The organism is Streptomyces sp. UW30, assembly GCF_008042075.1.
GTDB lineage: Bacteria > Actinomycetota > Actinomycetes > Streptomycetales > Streptomycetaceae > Streptomyces.
The window spans coordinates 1-2,541 of record NZ_RDBN01000104.1; the positions used below are offsets into that span (position 1 = coordinate 1).

The 2,541-nt window shown below is 76.3% G+C and carries 1 protein-coding gene; it reads left to right on the forward strand.

Annotated features, from left to right (window positions below):
• Positions 1 to 2,424: SDR family NAD(P)-dependent oxidoreductase (locus tag EAO75_RS44390; protein WP_148000807.1), on the forward strand; the 2,424-nt coding region annotated here is incomplete at its 5' end.
• Positions 2,425 to 2,541: the final 117 nt, after the last annotated feature.

Consider the following 2,541-nt stretch of genomic DNA (forward strand, 5'->3'; position numbering starts at 1 on the left):
TCCCAGGAGGAAGTCGCCCGGTTGTTGGACGGGGACGGGGGCGGGGACGTGGCGATCGCCGCCGTGAACGGGCCGCGGTCCGTCGTGGTGTCCGGCGCCGAAAGCGCCGTCGAGGCCGTCCGCGCCACGTTCCACGACCGTGGCTCCCGTACGAAGCGACTGCGGGTCAGCCACGCTTTCCACTCGCCGCTGATGGAGCCGATGCTCGCCGAGTACACGACCGTGGCGGCCGGCGTCACCTACCGCACGCCGACCGTGACCGCCGTCAGCACCCTCACCGGCGAGGTCCTCGGGAACGGGGACTGGACGACTCCGACGTACTGGATCGAACAGGTCCGCCGTCCCGTACGGTTCCACGACGCGCTCACCACCGTCACCGGCCCCCAGGGAGCCGTCCGGCTCCTGGAGATCGGCCCCGACCCCGTCCTCACCGCGCTCGCCCGAGAGGCCGGACACGCCGCAGTGGCCACCCTGCGCGGTGGACAGCCGGAGCCGCAGGCCGTCCTGACTGCCGTCGCCGACCTGTACGTCCGTGGCGCCGACGTCCGTTGGGCCCCGCTCTTCGAGGGCACGGGCGCGCGGCGGGTGGACCTGCCCACCTACGCGTTCTGCCGCGAGCGGTACTGGCTGCCCGACCACGCCGTGGCGGAGGGGGGCACGGAAACCGGCCCCGACGGTGTCGAGGCACGCTTCTGGGATCTCGTCGAGCGAGGCGAGGTCGACGCACTCGCCGAGCGGCTGGGCGTGTCCGGAGACGAAGCCCTGGACACCCTCGTCCCCGCGCTGTCCGCCTGGCGTCGGCAAGGCCGCCGGGAACTGGAGCAGGCGGCCCGCCGCTACCGCGTCCGCTGGCGGCCCGCCCGCCTCGACGCCGACCCGGCCGCCCTGCCGGGCCGCTGGCTGGTGGCCACGGCCGACCCGGCCGGTGAGGACATCGCGGCAGCCCTGCACCAGGCGGGCGCCGAGGTCGACCTGATCCCCGTCGCCGCCACCGACACCCGGGCCGACCTCGCGGACCGTATCCGCGCCACCGGACACGAGCCCACCCATGCCCTGGTCCTGGTGCCGTCGCCGGGTGCCGTGCTCGCCCTGTGGCAGGCCCTCTCCGACAGCGCCCCGGCCGCCCGCCTGTGGTGCGCCACCCGGTCCGCGCAGTCGGTGGGCGCGGGCGACACCCCCGCCCGGCCCGACGAGGCGGCCGTCTGGGGCCTGGGCCGCACGCTCGCCCTCGAACAGCCCGACCGCTGGGGCGGCCTGCTCGATCTGTCCGCGCATCCGCACGCCGACGAGCCGCAGCGCCTCGCGCGGCTGCTGGCCGCGCCCGGCGACGAGGACCAACTCGCCCTGCGCCCCACCGGAGTCCTCGCGGCACGCCTCGTACGCGACACCGGCGCGAGTGGACAGCCCGCCGCCCCGGGCGGACAACCGCACAGCACCCGCTTCCACGGCACAGCCCTCGTCACCGGAGGCACCGGCGCGCTCGGCCGCCATATCGCCCACTGGCTCGTCGACCAGGGCATCGAGCACGTCGTCCTGGTCTCGCGGCGCGGCGCCGACGCCCCCGGCGCCCAAGAACTGCGTGACGAGCTGAGCGCACGTGACGCCGACGTCACGCTCGCCGCCTGCGACGTGGCCGACCGCACCGCCCTCGCCGGCCTCCTGGACACCCACCCGCCCACGGTCGTCGTCCACGCCGCGGGCATCCTCGACGACGGCCTCGCCGCCGACCTCACCCCCGAGCGGCTGGCGCGTGTCCTCGCCGCGAAGGCCGGCGCCGCCCGGCACCTGCACGAACTCACCGCCGACCGCGACCTCGACGCCTTCGTCCTGTTCTCGTCCACGGCCGGCGTCACCGGCAACGCGGGCCAGGCCGCCTACTCCGCCGCCAACGCCCACCTCGACGCGCTCGCCCAGCACCGCCGGGCCCTCGGCCTGCCCGCCACGTCCGTCGCCTGGGGCCCCTGGGCAGGCGACGGCATGGCCGCCGACCCCGTTGTCACCACACACCTCGCCCGACTCGGCATCCGCCCGCTCACCCCCGACACCGCCCTCGACGCGCTCGGCCGCATCCTCGACGACGACCGCACCTGCGCCACCGTCCTCGACGCCGACTGGGCCCGCTTCGCCGAGACCACCGCCTACGCCCGCCACGGCTCACTCCTGCGCGAACTCACCGCGCCCGCCCAGCAGAACGCCCGCGCCGCCCAAGGCCCCGAGCACGCCACGGCAGGCGGCGGCGAACTCGCCACCGCCCTGCACGGCCGCGCGCCCGCGGAACGGGAACGGTTCGTCCTCGCCCACGTACGGGCCACCGTCGCCGAGGTCCTCGGGCACAGCTCCGCCGCCGCCTGCCGTGGCGTGCTCGGGGCCTTGGGCGGCGCGGGCGTTCTGCTGGGCGGGCGCGGTGAGTTCGCGCAGGAGTGAGCCGTGGCGGGCGTAGGCGGTGGTCTCGGCGAAGCGGGCCCAGTCGGCGTCGAGGACGGTGGCGCAGGTGCGGTCGTCGTCGAGGATGCGGCCGAGCGCGTCGAGGGCGGTGTCGGG